Genomic DNA, 16,972 nt, shown 5'->3' with positions numbered 1-16,972 from the left:
TAAGCAAAAAGCCCTGCCACTGCTGTTCTTATAACCATTTCCCGTCGCTATTACTTAAGCATAGTACTGAAACAACATTTCATTTATGCCGTAGCATCTGTTTACACATTGAATGTGAATGCGTATATTTCGCATTTGCATTCATATGCAAACTTAATAATTTACAACCAAAGGGTTCATCACAACCTCAGTGATTCGAACTTAATATTAATAATTATCAAGGACTTTTCGATGTCTTTCACAACACACAACGGGGATGACCAACGCCAACCGGGGCTTGCCCCTTCTGTACTGGCAGCCTGCATCACGTTAGCACTATTGCCTTCCACCAGCCTCGCAGCCCCTGCTGAAGAGACAGTTATCGTTGAGGGCTCTGCTCCAGCCACATCCAGTGAGGAGCAAGATTACAGCGTTAAATCAACGACTGCTGGCACCAAAATGCAGATGACGCAGCGCGATATTCCGCAATCAGTCAGTATTATCAGTCAGCAGCGCATGGAAGATCAGCAACTGCAAACGCTGGGCGATGTCATGGACAACACGTTGGGGATAAGCAGAAGTCAGGCGGATTCAGATCGCAGTAGCTATTACTCTCGCGGATTTCAGATTGATAACTACATGGTCGATGGGATTCCGACCTATTTTGAATCCCGCTGGAATCTCGGTGATGCCCTTTCCGACACGGCCCTTTTTGAGCGTGTCGAAGTGGTCCGTGGCGCAAACGGGCTAATGACCGGGACGGGTAACCCCTCAGCGTCGATTAATATGATCCGTAAGCATGCCTCCAGCCGCGAGTTCACCGGTAATGTTTCTGCGGAATATGGCAGTTGGAATAAACAACGATATGTGACCGATCTGCAAAGCCCGCTCACGGCAGACGGCAACGTGCGCGGGCGCATCGTGGCGGGCTACCAGAATAACGACGCCTGGCTTGATCGCTACAATAGCGAAAAAATGTTCTTCTCCGGGATTGTCGATGCCGATCTGGGCGGCACCACCAGCCTGTCTGTGGGTTATGAATACCAGCGCATTGATATCAACAGCCCAACATGGGGTGGATTGCCGCGCTGGAATACCGACGGCAGCAAAAACAGCTATGACCGCTCGCGCAGCACTGCGCCGGACTGGGCGTACAACGATAAAGACTTCAACAAAGTGTTTGTCACCATCAAGCAACGTTTTGCCGATACCTGGCAGGCGACCATGAATGCCACCCACTCCGAGGTCAAGTTTGACAGTAAAATGATGTACGTCGATGCCTATGTCAATAAAGCCGATGGTACGCTGATTGGCCCGTATAGCAGCTATGGTCCGGGCTATGACTACGTCGGAGGTACCGGCTGGAACAGCGGCAAGCGTAAGGTGGATGCCGTCGATCTGTTCGCCGACGGCGGTTACGACCTGTTTGGTCGTCAGCATAATCTGATGCTGGGCGGCAGCTACAGTAAACAGAATAACCGTTACGAAAGCGCGTGGGCGAACGTATTCCCCAACGAAATCGGCAGCTTCTATACCTTCGATGGTAACTTCCCGGAAACCAACTGGAACCCGCAGTCATTGGCCCAGGACGATACCACGCACATGAAATCGCTCTACGCCGCAACACGTATTTCGCTGGCCGACCCACTGCATTTGATTGTCGGCGCGCGTTATACCAACTGGCGTATCGACACCCTCTCCTACAGCATGGAACAAAACCACACCACGCCGTATGCGGGCCTGGTGTATGACATTGACGATAACTGGTCTACGTACGCCAGCTATACCTCAATCTTTCAGCCGCAGAACAAGCGCGACAGTTCCGGTAAATACCTTTCCCCAATTACCGGCAATAACTATGAACTTGGCCTGAAGTCCGACTGGATGAACAGCCGTTTAACCACCACCCTCGCGGTGTTCCGCATTGAACAGGATAACGTGGGCCAATCAACCGGCGTACCAATTTCCGGTAGCAATGGCGACACGGCCTATAGAGCTATGGATGGAACGGTCAGCAAAGGGGTCGAATTCGAAGTTAACGGTGCGATCACCGATAACTGGCAGATGACGTTCGGCGCGACACGCTATGTTGCTGAAGACAACGAAGGCAATGCGGTAAACCCGAACCTACCGCGTACCACAGTAAAACTGTTTACCCGTTATCGCCTGCCAGCCATGCCGGAACTGACCGTGGGCGGTGGGGTTAACTGGCAGAATCGTGTTTATAGCGATACGGTCACGCCGTTTGGCACATTCCGTGCGGAACAGGGAAGCTACGCCCTGGTCGATTTATTCACTCGCTATCAGGTGACGAAAAATTTCTCTGTGCAGGGTAACCTCAATAACCTGTTCGATAAAACCTACGACACCAATGTCGACGGATCTATCGTCTATGGCGAGCCGCGCAACGTCAGCGTCACCGCCAGCTATCAGTTCTGATTCGAAACACATCACGCTCCACCTGCTCGTCAGGTGGATGCATTGGACTGAGAACACAAAAAGCCCACTTAAGTTTCCTTAAGCGGGCTTCTTAAATATGGCTCCTCTGACTGGACTCGAACCAGTGACATACGGATTAACAGTCCGCCGTTCTACCGACTGAACTACAGAGGAATCGTTGTGGAGGCTTATCTTAGCGGCGAAAAAATTTTTGTCAAACCCCATTTCCCCGAATAAGTTTCAATTGATGCTTCTCTCGACAGTTTGTTGCATTTCCAGACATTTTAAATGGAAAAAACTTTGCAGCTTTTTGGATTCTCCCTCATCATTTGAAATGAGGTTTCAACTTTCTTCTTTAAGGTCCACTTTGAACGTCTCCGCTGCCTTACGCCAGGTCGCTTCCCGCACGCCCTGGTATGCCAAACGCAAGAGTTATAAGGTTCTCTTTTGGCGCGAAATCACTCCGCTTGCGGTCCCCATTTTTCTGGAAAACACCTGTGTACTGTTGATGGGCGTACTGAGTACCTTCCTTGTTAGCTGGTTGGGAAAAGAAGCAATGGCTGGCGTTGGTCTCGCCGACAGTTTCAACATGGTCATCATGGCGTTTTTTGCCGCCATCGATCTGGGAACAACGGTGGTGGTAGCATTTAGCCTGGGAAAACGTGATCGTCGACGGGCAAGGGCAGCAGCCAGACAATCGCTGGTGATCATGACGATTTTTGCTACCGCGCTGGCAGCGGTCATTCACTATTTTGGTGAACAGATTATTGACGTTGTCGCCGGTGAAGCAACCCCCGATGTTAAGGCTTTGGCACTCACCTATCTGGAACTAACGGTGCTCAGCTACCCGGCGGCAGCCATTGCTTTGATCGGTAGCGGCGCACTCCGCGGAGCCGGAAATACCAAAATTCCGCTGTTGATTAATGGCGGTATGAATATCCTAAATATCATTATCAGTAGCATCCTGATCTACGGGGGCTTTTCCTGGCAAGGGCTAGGATTTGTGGGGGCAGGACTCGGGCTGACCATTTCACGCTACATCGGTGCGTTCGCCATTATCTGGGTGCTGATGATTGGTTTTAATCCGGCGCTGCGAATTCCCTTCAAAAGCTATTTTAAGCCGCTCAATCTCGCCATTATCTGGGAAGTTATGGGGATCGGTATTCCGGCAAGTATTGAGTCAGTGCTATTTAATGGCGGTAAACTGTTAACGCAAATGTTTGTCTCCGGCATGGGAACCAGCGTAATTGCCGGAAACTTCATTGCCTTTTCTATCGCCGCGCTCATCAACCTGCCGGGGAATGCTTTAGGCTCCGCGTCGACAATCATTACCGGCAGGCGTCTGGGAAATGGTCAGATTGCCCAAGCGGAAATCCAGTTACGCCATATATTCTGGCTCTCAACAATCGGCTTAACCGCCATCGCCTGGCTAACCGCCCCCTTTGCCGGCGTTATGGCCTCATTTTATACCCACGATCAGGATGTAAAAGAGGTCATAGTCATCCTAATTTGGCTCAACGCAGCGTTTATGCCGATATGGGCGGCATCCTGGGTGCTACCATCAGGGTTTAAGGGCGCACGTGATGTGCGTTTTGCGATGTGGGTATCGATGTTGGGCATGTGGGGCTGTCGCGTTGTGGCGGGTTACACCTTGGGAATCGTATTAGGATGGGGTGTAGTCGGCGTTTGGTTAGGGATGTTCTTCGACTGGGCCGTGCGCGCCGCGTTATTTTACTGGCGTATGGTTACAGGCCGCTGGTTATGGAAATACCCTCGCCCCGAGCGTGAAAAGTGCATAAAACAACCGGTTGCGTCTGAATAAGCGGCGAAATGGGGAATATTTCAGCAAACGATCGCATTTATCTATTCAGGCTTTGACAACGCTGAGTGGCATCGCTAATATTCGCCTCGTTCACACAATTCCTCTGTAGTTCAGTCGGTAGAACGGCGGACTGTTAATCCGTATGTCACTGGTTCGAGTCCAGTCAGAGGAGCCATATTTAAGAAGCCTGCTTAGGAAACTAAGCAGGCTTCTTGCATTATATCTGATAATCAATCACGGCTTCATCTGGCTCCAACGCCTGGCGCTTGATTTCATCGACGGATAACCCTGCGTTGCATAGCTCAATAAATCGCCAGACATAGTTGCGCTGCAGTTGCCCGCGTTTCAGGCCCAGCCAGACGGTATTTGCATCAAATAAGTGCCGGGTATCCAGACGGGTTAAGCTCCCCTCCTCCTGCTCTCCACTGGATTGTTCTGCCACCAGCCCGATTCCCAGCCCCAGCGACACATAGGTTTTAATCACATCCGAGTCCTGGGCGCTGAGGATAATATCCGGCACTAACCCTTTACGGGCAAATGCCTCATCGATACGGGAACGCCCCGTAATCCCCTGACGATACGTAATTAATGGCCAGTGGGCGATAGATTCCAGTGTGAGAGGAGACGTTTTCACCAAGGGATGATCGTGAGGAACAAGCAGGCTGTGGTGCCAACGAAACCAGGGAAAAGCTACCAACAGCGGATCGCTGCTCAGTCGCTCGCTGGCAATCCCGATGTCTGCCCCACCGTTTTGCAGCAGTACGTCAATCTCCTGCGGTGTACCCTGGATCAGTTCCAGACGTACCTCAGGAAAGAGCTCACGAAAGGCTTTAATCACCGCGGGCAGGCTATAGCGCGCCTGTGTATGCGTGGTGGCAATCGTCAGTACACCGGACGTGTCATTGGTAAACAGATCCGCCAGTCTGCGAACGTTGCTGGCCTCATTCAGAATACGCTCGGCAATAACCAGCAAGGCTTTGCCCGGTTCGGTCATGCCCAGCAGGCGTTTACCGCGACGGATAAAAATCTCAATGCCAAGTTCATCTTCAAGTTCACGAATATGTCGGCTGACTCCCGACTGCGAGGTGTACAGTATATTCGCGACTTCCGTCAGGTTGTAATCCTGACGGGCCGCCTCGCGGATTATTTTAAGTTGCTGGAAATTCACTTTTCGCTCCGGGCACATCAGACATTACGCTATTGTTAAAGTCTGATGCCCGGCATAACAAATAATAAAAACCCGCATCTTATTCCTGGAGGGAATAAGGTTTAGCTGACCAGCTGTAGCTCGCGGTTTTCCAGTGCCGGACGGCTTACCAGCGACAACAGGATCTCCTTCACGGCCTGTGCCTGCGGCGATAAGCTCCCTCTGGCTGAGACGTTCAGCGATAATGGCAGATTCATCGATGGGGTTGTTATCCGCGCCATCCAGCCGTTAGCGGCATTACATAATGAACGGGCCGCCGACTCAGGCAACACTGTGACGCCCATCCCACTGGCGATGGCAGCCGTTAAGGTGGCGATTGATTCAATTTCGCCAATCACTTTGGCCGTCAGGCGACGAAGCGAAAAAGCTTCATCTACACGCAGGCGAACTGCGCTGTAATCCCGTGGCAAAAACAGATTCATCTGCGCCACCGCGGCTAAATCGACGCTTTGCCCCGGGCAATCACGCGTCCCGACCAGGTACAGATCCTCTTTAAGCAACGGTTGACTGCTGATACCCGCCACGGGTGAGCGCTCGTAGAGCACCGCCATGTCTAAATGCCCGCTGAGCAGCTTGTCATTCAGCACCGCCCCACTGTTTTCATGCAAATAGACCAGCACATCGGGCAGCTCTGCTCGTACTGTCTGTAATAACGGCATAGTGATGGCTGACGCCGCCGTCCCCGGCGCCAGGCCAATAGAGACCTGTCCCCCCAGGGTCTGACCTACGTTATTGACCGCAAGTTGCGCCTGCTCGCACTGACGTAAGATCGTCCGCGCATGGGCATACAACACTTTCCCCGCTTCCGTCGGTGTGACGCCGCGTTTGGTGCGAATCAGCAGTTGCTGATCCAGTTCGCCTTCCAGCGTAGCAACCTGCTGGCTCAGCGCGGGTTGCGCGATATGCAACACTTCCGCTGCCTGGGTCAGGCTACCTATATCGACGATTTTCACGAAATATTTCAGTCGTCTGAAGTTCATTTTGCCTCCTGTCGGAATACCAGAACCCGTGCTGGCAGTCATTAATTTCAGGATTGCAAGATGCTTGCCAGTTTAGTCAGCAGCCGTGTTTTACGGTTAAAACCGCGTAAAGTCAGGCTCAAAGGTGAAGAATGGACTTTTTGCACACCTGAACCTCTCATTCTGGCTGCCCTGGAAGAGGTAGACGCGCACCAGAATGGGGCAAAAGCATAAAAAGACGGAAAGATCGCCGCTTTGCTGATTTTGTCAGCAAACGAACGCACAAATGTATTTCCCCCTTTGACAAGCCTCATCGCCCTCGCTAATATGCGCCTCGTTCAAACGATTCCTCTGTAGTTCAGTCGGTAGAACGGCGGACTGTTAATCCGTATGTCACTGGTTCGAGTCCAGTCAGAGGAGCCAAATTTAAGAAGCCTGCTTAGGAAACTAAGCAGGCTTTTTGCTTTTCTGTTTTTCATTCGTCTTATTTTTCATGTAGCCCTCTGGTGAGGGAGATAATCGTTTTCTCTTCCCGTCTGTCGCGGTAATCTCATAACGGTCGTTAATATATCGACTGCAATGTGTGTAGCCCAATTCAAATACTAATAACTAAAAGACAGTACAGACAGGATAACTATGGATTCCACTCTCACCTCCGCGGGTCCCCAAGAGGACGTCTCTTCGCTTCATCGTGCCCGACGCGCTGCGCTTGGTAGCTTCGCTGGCGCCGTGGTCGACTGGTATGATTTTCTGCTTTATGGCATCACCGCCGCACTGGTCTTTAATCGCGAGTTCTTCCCGCAGGTTAGCCCGGCAATGGGAACACTTGCCGCATTTGCCACCTTTGGCGTCGGATTTTTGTTCCGTCCGTTAGGCGGGGTTATCTTCGGCCACTTTGGCGATCGCCTTGGCCGTAAACGCATGCTGATGCTCACCGTCTGGATGATGGGGATTGCCACTGCGCTGATAGGGATTATTCCTTCTTTTGACACTATTGGCTGGTGGGCCCCTGTGCTGCTGGTGACGCTGCGCGCCATTCAGGGATTCGCCGTTGGTGGTGAATGGGGCGGCGCGGCGTTGCTCTCGGTCGAAAGCGCGCCGAAAAATAAAAAAGCCTTCTACAGCAGTGGCGTTCAGGTCGGTTACGGCGTCGGACTGCTGCTTTCTACCGGTCTGGTCTCACTGATTAGCTCGCAAACTACCGATGAGCAGTTCCTGAGCTGGGGCTGGCGTATTCCGTTCCTGTTCAGCATCGTACTGGTTTTGGGCGCGTTGTGGATGCGCAACAAAATGGATGAATCAGCCGAATTCGAACAGCAGCAACAGGCAGCGCAACCAGAGAAAAAGCGGTTACCGGTGGTCGAGGCGTTAATCCGCCATCCGGGCGCATTCTTAAAAATTATCGGCTTGCGCTTATGTGAACTGCTGACGATGTATATCGTCACCGCGTTTGCCCTTAATTACTCTACGCAGAACCTGGGCCTACCCCGCGAGCTGTTTCTGAATATCGGTTTGTTAGTGGGAGGACTGAGCTGTCTGACCATCCCCTGCTTTGCCTGGCTTGCCGACCGCTTTGGTCGACGGCGCGTGTACATTACCGGTGCACTGGTCGGTACGCTGAGCGCCTTCCCGTTCTTTATGGCGCTGGAAGCACAGTCTATTTTCTGGATCGTGTTCTTCGCGATTATGTTGGCCAATATTGCGCACGATATGGTGGTCTGCGTACAGCAGCCTATGTTTACCGGTTTGTTTGGCGCAAGTTATCGCTACAGCGGCGCAGGCGTTGGCTATCAGGTGGCAAGCGTGGTTGGCGGTGGTTTTACCCCTTTCATTGCTGCGGCACTGGTGACATTTTCTGGAGGAGACTGGCACAGCGTGGCCATTTATCTGATGGCCGGGTGTCTTATTTCCGCCGCCACTGCATTGCTGATGCGGGATAAGCAGCACAGTTAAGCCCTGATGCGAAGGTCATTCGACCTTCGCACAATCTTCCTCTACGTCTGACTTTTGTTTCATATTCCTGTGACATACTATCGGGAGAGCAGTACATCTGTGGAACAAGGAGACAGACATGAACAATAAGGGCTCCAGCCTGACCCCAACTCAGGCACTGGATAAACTGGACGCGCTGTACGAGCAGTCGGTTAAAGCACTGCGTAGCGCCATTGGTAAGTACATTGAAACAGGGACGCTCCCTGACATAATCGCCCGCCATAATGGTCTTTTTGTTTACCCATCGCTTTGTGTCACCTGGGATGGCAGCGCCACCAATCCCCCGAAAACCCGTGCCTATGGCCGTTTTACCCATGCGGGCAGCTATACCACTACGATCACCCGTCCGTCGCTTTTTCGTCCCTATCTTGAAGAACAACTCACGCTGCTGTATCAGGATTATGATGCGCATATCTCCGTCGAACCGTCGCAGCATGAAATCCCTTATCCCTATGTGATTGATGGTTCTGAACTGACGCTCGACCGCTCGATGAGCGCCGGATTAACGCGCCATTTCCCCACTACCGAGTTGTCACAAATCGGCGACGAAACAGCCGACGGTACCTATCATCCGGCGGAATTCTCCCCGCTGTCGCACTTCGACGCCCGACGAGTAGATTTTTCGCTCGCACGACTGCGTCACTACACGGGAACGCCGGTTGAACATTTCCAGCCATTTGTGCTGTTCACCAACTACACCCGCTATGTCGATGAGTTCGTGCGCTGGGGCTGCAGCCAGATCCTCGATCCGAACAGCCCCTATATCGCGCTGTCATGCGCGGGCGGGATCTGGATCACCGCTGAAACGGAAGCTCCGGAAGAGGCCATCTCCGATCTCGCCTGGAAGAAACATCAGATGCCCGCCTGGCATCTAATCACCGCCGACGGTCAGGGGATCACGCTGGTCAATATCGGCGTTGGCCCGTCTAACGCTAAAACCATTTGTGATCATCTGGCCGTACTGCGCCCTGACGTCTGGCTGATGATTGGACACTGTGGCGGCCTGCGTGAAAGTCAGGCGATTGGCGACTATGTTCTGGCCCACGCTTATCTGCGTGACGACCATGTGCTGGATGCCGTGCTACCACCGGATATTCCGATTCCGAGCATTGCGGAAGTACAACGCGCACTGTATGACGCCACCAAAGAAGTCAGCGGCATGCCCGGCGAAGAGGTTAAACAGCGCCTGCGTACCGGTACCGTCGTCACCACCGACGATCGCAACTGGGAGTTACGCTATTCCGCTTCTGCGCTGCGTTTTAACCTCAGTCGCGCGGTGGCTATTGATATGGAAAGCGCCACCATCGCCGCCCAGGGTTACCGCTTCCGCGTCCCTTACGGCACACTGCTGTGCGTTTCCGATAAACCGCTGCACGGCGAGATCAAACTGCCTGGTCAGGCCAACCGTTTTTATGAAGGTGCCATTTCCGAGCACCTGCAAATAGGTATTCGGGCAATCGATCGTCTGCGTGCTGAAGGCGATCGACTGCACTCCCGTAAATTACGTACGTTCAACGAACCGCCGTTCCGTTAAGGCCTGAAGGTAACTATGCACAACTCAACTCCTCTTTCCGCTCTGCGCAACCTGCTGTTAGCACAAGGGCTGGATGGCATGATTGTTCCGCGCGCCGACGCTCACCAAAGCGAAGATTGTACACCGCATGACAATAAGCTGGCCTGGCTGACCGGTTTTAGCGGCTCCGCTGGTCTCGCGTTGGTCCTGCGCGACCGCGCATTAATGTTTGTCGATGGACGCTATCAGGTCCAGGTGCGCAATGAAGTCTCGCTGGATGATTTTGAAATTCACCATTTACATGACGAACCGCTGGCCGATTATTTGCAGTCTCACGTTGCTGCCGGCGCGCGTATCGGCTTTGAACCGTTGCTGATGGTCAACAGCCAGTTTGAAGCACTGTCGGCGACCCATTGCGAGCTGGTGCCTCTTGAGCAAGATCCTTTCGACCAGGTATGGCTTGACCGCCCGGCAGCCCCCTGCGGCATCATTCGTGAAATGCCCATTGAAATCAGCGGGGAAAGCAGCACACAAAAACGTGCCCGCGTCGTGGATCTGCTCACGCAACAACAGGCCGACGTTCTGGCGATCACGCTGCCGGATAACATTGCCTGGCTGCTGAATGTGCGCGGTTCCGATCTGCCAATGGTGCCAGTGCCGTTTTCGTTCGCCCTGCTCCATCGCAGCGGCGAGCTGGAATGGTTTGTGGATAGCAACAAAACCCAGCAGCTCCCTGCTGCACTGCTGAATACGCTCACGCTGGCCCCAGAAGAGAGTTTTCTTGCCCGCTGCCAGCAGTTGGCCAAAGGGAAACGCTTTTTGGTCGATAAAGACTACGCCCCGGTCGCGCTGCGTTTTGCCATTGTAGAACACGGTGGCGAAGTCTTATGGGCACCCGATCCCATCACCTTGATGAAAGCGCACAAGAATGACGTTGAACTGGCGGGCTATCGGGAATGCCATGAAAAAGATGGCGCGGCCTGGGTTAACTTTCTGGCATGGCTTACGCATGAAGTTCCCTTGCGCGAAGCGGCAGGCAATCCGGTCACTGAGCTGGAAGCGCAGGCCAGGCAACTGGAATTTCGCCAGCAGCAGCCGGGATTTATCGAGCAAAGCTTCAACACGATTTCGGCCTCAGCCAGCAATGCCGCAATGTGCCATTACCATTCCAGCGAAAAAACCAATACGCCCATTACCTCTCAGGCCATGTATCTGAATGATTCCGGCGGCCAGTACCATAATGGTACGACGGATACAACGCGCACCCTCGCGTTTGGTCCACAGGATCCGCAGCGTCGTCTGCATTACACCGCTGTGTTGAAAGGCTTTTTGTCGCTTATCTCACTGCAATTTCCCAGCGGCACTCAGGGTCATCAACTGGATGCCTTTAGCCGTCGGGCGCTGTGGGATCTGGGTCTGGATTTTGATCACGGTACGGGACACGGCGTAGGCCATCAGCTCCTGATCCATGAGCAGCCCCATCGCATTGCCAAAAAAGTAAACCCCTGGCCTCTGGTCGCGGGCAATATCATTACCATCGAGCCGGGTTATTATCTGGCCGGAGAATATGGGATCCGTATTGAGAATCAGGTGGAGATTATCAACAGTCGTCCTGGCTTCTGTCGCTTCTCAACGCTGACGCTGGTGCCAATTGATTTAAGTCTGGTTGAACTGCATCTGCTAAGTGAGGCTGAAAAGCAGTGGATTGATGATTACCACCAGCAGGTCAGAGAGACGTTATCCCCACGCGTGAACGCAGAGGCTCGTCCGTGGTTGTTCGCCGCCACTGCGCCGATTCGCGTTCAGGCCAATTAATGCATTAAAAAAGGCAGCCCGCAGGCTGCCTTAATTCTCCCCAACTTTTTACTGCTTAGCTGTGACGGATGTACTCATCCATTTCAGTTTTCAGGTTATCGGACTTAGTACCGAAGATAGCCTGAACACCGGAACCCGCCACTACAACGCCCGCCGCACCCAGTTTCTTCAGGCCAGCCTGATCCACTTTGGCAACGTCAGCGACGCTGACACGCAGACGAGTGATGCACGCATCGAGGTTAGTGATGTTTTCTTTACCGCCGAATGCCGCAACCAGGGCCGGAGCCATTTCGCCGGACGCACCCGCTTTGGTATCTTCGGTAGCATCTTCACGACCCGGAGTTTTCAGGTCCAGCGCTTTGATCAGTACACGGAAGATGGTGTAGTAAACAATCGCATAACCGATACCGACAATCGGGAACAGCCACAGTTTGCTGCTGTTACCGGACAGAACGATAAAGTCGATCAAACCGTGGGAGAACGACGTACCGTCACGCATACCCAGCAGGATACAGATCGGGAATGCCAGACCAGCCAGAATTGCGTGGATGATGTACAGGATCGGTGCCACGAACATGAACGAGAACTCGATCGGTTCGGTAATACCGGTCAGGAACGAGGTCAGCGCCGCGGAGATCATGATACCGCCCACTTTCGCGCGGTTTTCTGGTTTAGCAGAGTGCCAGATAGCGATAGCGGCAGCCGGCAGACCGTACATTTTGAACAGGAAGCCACCGGACAGTTTGCCCGCAGTCGGGTCACCCGCCATATAGCGAGGGATATCGCCGTGGAATACCTGGCCCGCAGCGTTGGTGTATTCACCGATCTGCATCTGGAATGGAACGTTCCAGATATGGTGCAGACCAAACGGCACCAGGCAGCGTTCAATGAAACCATAGATACCGAACGCTACGACCGGGTTCTGGTATGCAGCCCACTGGGAAAACGTCTGAATAGCAGTCCCGATCGGCGGCCAAATGAAGGACAGAACCACACCGGTGAAGATAGCGGCCAGACCAGAAATGATAGGAACGAAGCGCTTACCCGCAAAGAAGCCAAGATACTCAGGCAATTTGATACGGTAGAAACGGTTGAACATATACGCTGCAATCGCACCGGAGATAATCCCCCCGAGAACACCCGTATCAGCAAGGTGTTTAGCTGCGATCTCTTCAGCAGGTAAATGCAGAACCAGCGGCGCAACAACAGCCATGGTCTTAACCATAATGCCGTAGGCAACAACGGATGCCAGTGCAGATACGCCGTCGTTATTGGTGAAGCCTAACGCGACACCGATGGCAAAAATCAGCGGCATGTTTGCAAAAACAGAACCGCCTGCTTCTGCCATTACGTGCGATACAACGGCTGGCAGCCAGCTGAAGTTAGCGGAACCGACACCCAGCAGGATACCTGCAATCGGGAGTACGGATACCGGCAGCATCAGCGATTTACCGACCTTTTGCAGGTTAGCAAATGCATTCTTAAACATAATTGAGAGTGCTCCTGAGTATTTGTGCTTTTCTACGTTCTCACGCATTAGCGAGGGGGGAGAACCTCGCCGTGTATAGGGCATCTAAGTACCCTTTATTTATTACACAGAGTAAAATAATTCAGTTTGTTTTTGTTTGACGGCTATCACAATTCAGTCGTGGATGGCCGTAAAATCCGCACATTCCGATAAAATGCGTTTCTGAATGTGTCAAACCGGTTATTCACCGCCCATTTTGAGGCGGTGAACTTTACTCGCTTTGCTTATTAATTACGAGCTTTAAAAAAAGTCAGTTAACGAACGGATTGCAGGCGAGAAGCGTCGATGTGAAACAGGCGGGCAAAGTTATCAGTGGTTGCCTGCGCCAGTTCTTCAACGGCAACACCTTTCACTACGGCCATATACTCCGCAACGTCACGGGTCATGGCGGGCTGGTTCTCTTTTCCACGATGCGGTACAGGCGCAAGGTAGGGAGAATCCGTCTCAACCAGCAACCGATCCAGAGGAACATAGCGGGCGGCATCACGGAGCTGATCTGCGTTACGGAACGTGACGATGCCGGAAAACGAGATATAAAATCCGAGGTCCAGCAATTTGCCCGCCGTTTCTCTGTCCTCTGTAAAACAGTGTAGTACGCCACCACAATCCGTCACTTTTTCTTCGCGCAGAATAGACAGCGTATCGGCCCGCGCATCGCGGGTATGTACGATAACTGGCTTTTGTAACTCACGGCCAATCTGAATATGATGGATAAAAGATTCCTGCTGGCGCACCTTTGTTTCCGGCGTATAGAAATAGTCCAGCCCGGTTTCCCCCATCGCCACAACACCCTCTTCGGCGGCAAAACGGCGCAGGTCTTCAACATCATAGGCTTCATCCTGATTTAACGGATGCACGCCGCAGGAGAACACCACATTGTCACGTTCACCGACCAGTTCGCGCATACTGCGGTATCCTGGCAGAGTGGTCGCGACGGCAAGACAGAATTTCACATCGCGTGCGGCTGCTTTCGCCAGCACGTCATCCACGTCCTTATGCAGAGATTGATAATCCAGGCCATCAAGATGGCAGTGTGAGTCGACTAAAAACATAATGTCTCTCTCAAAGATGGGGAACAGGCAGTACGGTGCCTGGTTGCAGGTAATGCTCAATACGCAGGATAAGATCGGTTAACACCAGTTCACGGTTTACGCCTGTTACGTTCAGCAACTGCTGACGGCAATGACAAACGTCACCGAGTATCGCCTGTATCCGGGCGACGGATAACCGTTCTGCGATAGAAGATATCAGGTCCAGCGCATCAGGATTGGTTAAATGGGAAACCCCATACGGACGCTTCAAGGCATCCGTCAACAACGTTGCCAGCCAGTGTAAACGGGCGGCGGCCTGATCGTGGTTTAACGCCGCGAGCAGGATATACCAGTCACCTGCGTTTAATGTGTTTGCCAGTGCCGCACAAAAATCTGTGCGATGCGCCCAGCTTTCAGCCTGTAACAACGAGAGTGCCGCACCAGGCGAACCCGCGCTCAGGCGTAATGCGCTCAACAGCGCTTCTGGAGATGCGGTCACTTCGCGGGCGAGCCAGGAGATTGCGTACGACTCAGCCGGCGGCGCAAGATGGTGTAACCGGCAGCGGCTGCGCAATGTCGCCAGCAATCGCGCAGGCTCTGTGCTGGCGAGGAAAAACCAGGTTTGTGCAGGCGGTTCTTCCAGCGTTTTTAGCAGAGCATTGGCAGCAGCATCAGTTAACTGGGCAGCATCAGGGATCCACACCACTTTCGCACCGCCAAGGCGTGAATGCTCGTACAGCTTTTCACTCACTTCACGTACCGCATCAACCCCCAGCGTGCTTTTGCCTTTTTCCGGCAGCAGCGAATAGTAATCAGGATGCGTCCCCGCCTGCATCAATTGACAGCCCCGGCAGTGTCCGCAGCTTTTATGCCCTTCCGGCTGCTGGCACATTAAATAGCGACTGAGCGCGTAAATCAGCGCGTCGTCACCCATTCCGGGTAATGCCTGAATCAGTAACGCATGGTGACCACGACCCGCCTGGTAGCTGGCTACCAGTTTTTCAAAATCTGGTCGTAACCATGGGTACCATTTCATGCGCCCTGCTCCTGCACCCACTGGGTGATGGTATTGCGGATATCAGCCATCACAGCTTCCAGCGGCTGCGTAGCGTCGATGGTACGAATGCTGGCATCTTTGGCACCCAGTTCAAGATAGCGCGCGCGGGTGCGATTAAAGAAATCGAAAGATTCCTGCTCAATACGATCCAGCTCGCCGCGCGCACGGGCACGCTTCAATCCGACTTCTGGAGTCACGTCCAGATAGAGCGTCAGGTCCGGGCGAAAATCACCGAGCACAGCATCGCGCAGGGTTGCCAGCATGTTTTGATCGATGCCGCGTCCGCCCCCCTGATACGCCTGGGTCGACAAATCGTGACGGTCGCCAATTACCCATGCGCCTTTTGCCAGCGCAGGTTTAATAACGGTTTCGACCAGCTGTACGCGCGCGGCGTAAAACATCAGAACTTCAGCTTTGTCAGTGATGACCTCGTCACCCACCGACTTAATGTCCAGCACCAGACTTCTTAGTTTCTCCGCGAGCTGAGTTCCCCCCGGTTCGCGGGTAAAAACCATGTCACGAATACCGAGTTGCTCAAGTGTCTCTACCACCACGTTACGCGCAGTGGTTTTTCCGGCGCCTTCCAGGCCCTCGATGACGATATAGTTACTGCCCATTTTTTTCCTTAAGCACTTTCAGGTAATCCTGCACGGACCGGTTGTGGCTGGCAAGATTGGTGTTAAACGTGTGACCGCCTTTACCGTCAGCCACGAAATAGAGGTACGGCGTTTTTGCCGGATGCGCCGCGGCCTGCAATGAGGCCTCTCCCGGCATGGCAATCGGGCCAGGCGGCAGCCCCGTAATGGTATAAGTGTTATAGGCGGTCGGGGTATCTAAATCCACACGCGACAACTTGCCATTATACCGTGACCCCATCCCGTAAATCACCGTCGGATCGGTCTGTAAACGCATGCCAATCCGTAAGCGGTTAATAAAGACGGAAGCCACCTGGTCACGCTCGCTGGCAACCGCAGTCTCTTTTTCGATAATAGAGGCCATGGTTACCAGCTGATTTTTGTCCTGATAAGGCAGGCCTTCAGCGCGCCCTTCCCAGACCGAGTCTACCGCTTTAACCATTTTCTGATGCGCGCGTTTTAGCAACGCCACGTCGGTTGTATTGGCGGTATACATCCAGGTATCTGGCCAGAACCAGCCTTCTACCCATTGCGGGTTCTCCAGCTTCAGCGCCTGAGCAACGGTCTCGTAATTATCATCGCTCAGCGTATGTTTGATGTACGGGGCGTCACGAAGCTGTTTGAGGTAGTCGCTCAAACGCATCCCTTCAACCAGACGTAACGGGAACTGCGCCTCTTTACCGCTTTCCAGCAGTTGCAACATATCCCGGACTGTCATGTCGGGCGTAAAACGGTAGGTTCCGGCTTTAAAATGCGACAGTTCGGGTTCCACACGCAGCAGCCACTGGAACACACGCGGACGATTGATGATTTTTTCGCGATAAAGTTGCTCGCCCAGCACCAGACGCCCGGTGCCTGCCTTCAGGGAAAAAATAGCCTCTTCTTTGATGAGTAGCGTACTGTTCGCCAGTTGGCGAACTTTCCACGCGCCGAACCCGGCAGCGATACCCATCACTACCAGCAACAATAATAAAACGCCTAACAATTTCTTCATG

General features: G+C 53.0%; 13 protein-coding genes and 3 tRNA genes. 8 read left to right on the top strand and 8 right to left on the bottom strand.

The features are described 5' to 3' along the window. The first annotated feature begins 231 nt into the window (after positions 1–231). On the top strand, positions 232–2,418 hold the full coding sequence (gene fhuE, locus BZK42_RS01665) for a ferric-rhodotorulic acid/ferric-coprogen receptor FhuE (protein WP_080858649.1): 2,187 nt from the start codon (positions 232–234) through the stop codon (positions 2,416–2,418). Positions 2,419–2,516: 98 nt separating this feature from the next. Here the strand turns inward: fhuE and BZK42_RS01660 are convergent. Beyond that, a tRNA-Asn gene (locus BZK42_RS01660) sits at positions 2,517–2,592 on the bottom strand. Positions 2,593–2,752: 160 nt separating this feature from the next. Between BZK42_RS01660 and BZK42_RS01655 the strand changes: the two genes are divergently transcribed. Together BZK42_RS01655 and BZK42_RS01650 are read left to right on the top strand one after the other, a co-directional pair. Then, on the top strand, positions 2,753–4,240 hold the full coding sequence (locus tag BZK42_RS01655) for an EmmdR/YeeO family multidrug/toxin efflux MATE transporter (RefSeq protein WP_279272318.1): 1,488 nt from the start codon (positions 2,753–2,755) through the stop codon (positions 4,238–4,240). Between the two features lie 99 nt (positions 4,241–4,339). After that, positions 4,340–4,415 (top strand) — tRNA-Asn (locus BZK42_RS01650). Between the two features lie 42 nt (positions 4,416–4,457). Here BZK42_RS01650 and cbl read toward each other — a convergent pair. Continuing rightward, complete coding sequence (gene cbl, locus BZK42_RS01645) at positions 4,458–5,408, bottom strand: HTH-type transcriptional regulator Cbl (RefSeq protein ID WP_080858647.1); 951 nt, start codon at positions 5,406–5,408, stop codon at positions 4,458–4,460. 101 nt (positions 5,409–5,509) lie between these two features. Further along, positions 5,510–6,427 carry a nitrogen assimilation transcriptional regulator NAC gene (gene nac / locus BZK42_RS01640; RefSeq protein ID WP_016156200.1) on the bottom strand — a complete coding sequence of 306 codons (918 nt, stop codon included), beginning with the start codon at positions 6,425–6,427 and terminating at the stop codon, positions 5,510–5,512. A gap of 60 nt (positions 6,428–6,487) precedes the next feature. On the opposite strand from nac, the gene BZK42_RS28875 reads away from it, so the two are divergent. From BZK42_RS28875 to BZK42_RS01620, 5 genes are all read left to right on the top strand, one after another. Then, on the top strand, positions 6,488–6,640 hold the full coding sequence (locus BZK42_RS28875) for a hypothetical protein (RefSeq protein ID WP_165500029.1): 153 nt from the start codon (positions 6,488–6,490) through the stop codon (positions 6,638–6,640). 113 nt (positions 6,641–6,753) lie between these two features. After that, positions 6,754–6,829: transfer RNA gene (locus BZK42_RS01635), tRNA-Asn, on the top strand. 213 nt (positions 6,830–7,042) lie between these two features. Further along, entirely contained in the window at positions 7,043–8,359 is a 1,317-nt protein-coding gene (gene shiA, locus BZK42_RS01630; protein WP_080858646.1) for a shikimate transporter, read from the top strand. Between the two features lie 118 nt (positions 8,360–8,477). Then, the gene (locus tag BZK42_RS01625) at positions 8,478–9,932 is read left to right on the top strand and encodes an AMP nucleosidase (protein WP_016152657.1); all 1,455 of its coding nucleotides are present in this window, start codon (positions 8,478–8,480) and stop codon (positions 9,930–9,932) included. Between the two features lie 15 nt (positions 9,933–9,947). Continuing rightward, a complete protein-coding gene (locus BZK42_RS01620; RefSeq protein ID WP_080858645.1) occupies positions 9,948–11,726 on the top strand; it encodes an aminopeptidase P family protein in 1,779 nt (592 codons plus the stop codon). 55 nt (positions 11,727–11,781) lie between these two features. Here the strand turns inward: BZK42_RS01620 and ptsG are convergent, their stop codons facing one another. The 5 genes from ptsG to yceG form a co-directional block, all read right to left on the bottom strand. Beyond that, on the bottom strand, positions 11,782–13,215 hold the full coding sequence (gene ptsG, locus BZK42_RS01615; RefSeq protein WP_016152655.1) for a PTS glucose transporter subunit IIBC: 1,434 nt from the start codon (positions 13,213–13,215) through the stop codon (positions 11,782–11,784). Positions 13,216–13,508: 293 nt separating this feature from the next. Continuing rightward, entirely contained in the window at positions 13,509–14,306 is a 798-nt protein-coding gene (locus tag BZK42_RS01610; protein ID WP_016156196.1) for a metal-dependent hydrolase, read from the bottom strand. Positions 14,307–14,316: 10 nt separating this feature from the next. Further along, complete coding sequence (gene holB, locus BZK42_RS01605) at positions 14,317–15,321, bottom strand: DNA polymerase III subunit delta' (protein ID WP_016152653.1); 1,005 nt, start codon at positions 15,319–15,321, stop codon at positions 14,317–14,319. Continuing rightward, positions 15,318–15,959 carry a dTMP kinase gene (gene tmk, locus BZK42_RS01600; protein ID WP_080858644.1) on the bottom strand — a complete coding sequence of 214 codons (642 nt, stop codon included), beginning with the start codon at positions 15,957–15,959 and terminating at the stop codon, positions 15,318–15,320. Before tmk ends, holB begins: the two co-directional genes overlap by 4 nt. Continuing rightward, the gene (gene yceG, locus BZK42_RS01595; RefSeq protein ID WP_046274793.1) at positions 15,949–16,971 is read right to left on the bottom strand and encodes a cell division protein YceG; all 1,023 of its coding nucleotides are present in this window, start codon (positions 16,969–16,971) and stop codon (positions 15,949–15,951) included. Before yceG ends, tmk begins: the two co-directional genes overlap by 11 nt. Position 16,972: the final 1 nt, after the last annotated feature.

This window comes from Citrobacter braakii, from assembly GCF_002075345.1.
Taxonomy (GTDB): Bacteria; Pseudomonadota; Gammaproteobacteria; order Enterobacterales; family Enterobacteriaceae; genus Citrobacter; species Citrobacter braakii.
This window is presented reverse-complemented; position numbering and strand designations above follow the sequence as displayed.